The following is a 1,196-nucleotide window of genomic DNA, read 5'->3' on the forward strand; positions in this document are numbered from 1 at the left end:
TAGGGGCCCCGAACGCGCGCGATGGAATCCCGCAGAGTTGCACGCGTCGCCTGGGTCAACTGCGGTGGTGAACCTCGGGTCACGGACTCGGTGAGGTGAAGCGCGGCGGTTCCGGGTTCACCTGGGTGGGCGGTGCTGGGGGTCAGAGCCAGGAGCCTTCCAGGGCGCGGCGGACGCCGGCGAGGGCGTAGCGGCGTACGGCCATGATGGTGTCGATGCCGACGTCGCGGCGGACCGGGCGAGGACGGTGTCGACGACTCCTGGTCGGGTATGGCGGGGCGGGGGCATCACCGCATAGCCCCCCCGCAGGCCGGAGAGCCTCAACCCTGAGCTTTTCGGCCGTAAAGTTTCGGCTTCGGCCCGAACGTGCGGTGGTCCGTTGATCGGGGGATCGTGGAACTACGGTTCGTGCCGCCCGTCTGGCTTGCGCTGAGCAGTCGAAGTCCTCCGCAGGCGTCTGCCCGTCAGCCGTCAGGCCCTGCTCGCCCTGGCCCATCTGCGGTGCGGTGACACTTACGCCCAGCTCGCTGCTGGGCTCCGGCGGATGGTCCGCCGGAGCCCAGACGTGTTCAGGAGTTGGTGCTGGTGGCGTTCGTCAGCACCTGCTGCAGTTGTTTCTAGCTCGGGTGCACCGGCCGGGCCGTGCGGGGTGCGGTAGAGCCGGCAAGGCGACCGACGCAGTGGCGCCCGGCGAACTGGTCGGCCGTCGACGAGAATCGTCGGGGAGCCCGTCATGCCGGACCGTTCAGCCTCGGCCAGGCTGTCGATCAGTCCGCCACCACCAGGACCTCGATCTCCGTGTCTCCAGGATCGTGCACCACCGCCCCCAAAAGGCCAGGTCCCCGGACAGCGCCGGGGTAGGGGCGCGTCGTCGGCGTGTGCTGCGCGGGCTCGGCCGGGCGCGTGCGCTGGATTGTTTGGGGCGGGCGGGCCACCCTTGTAGGTGTGCCCGCCGCCGAGCTGCCCTTTTGACTCCCGAGCGGCGGGTGCACCCACGTGGTGGCTGGTAGGCGGGGTTTAGCCGGGCCAGGTGCCGGTCAGGCGTTGCACCGCGGTGGCGCCGCCGCGGTCGAGGGCGGCTTTGGCGGCGGCGAAGATCGCGCCTTGGACGGTGGCGGCGAGCAGGATCTCCTGCCACCCGCGGTCCTGGTCGGTGGCGTCGGGGGCGTCTTCGTCGTGGCCGATGACTTTCCAGA

The 1,196-nt window shown here is 70.7% G+C and carries 1 protein-coding gene and 1 pseudogene; one reads left to right on the forward strand and one right to left on the reverse strand.

All coding sequences use genetic code 11. The features are described 5' to 3' along the window. Positions 1-451: 451 nt before the first annotated feature. Positions 452-535, forward strand: a pseudogene (locus ACWIHY_RS40390) (transposase family protein); the annotation flags it as partial. Between the two features lie 482 nt (positions 536-1,017). Here ACWIHY_RS40390 and ACWIHY_RS40395 read toward each other — a convergent pair. After that, the coding region (locus ACWIHY_RS40395; RefSeq protein WP_454381759.1) for a DUF4235 domain-containing protein at positions 1,018-1,196 on the reverse strand (179 nt) is incomplete at its 5' end.

This window comes from Streptomyces sp. NPDC055287 (genome assembly GCF_053646035.1).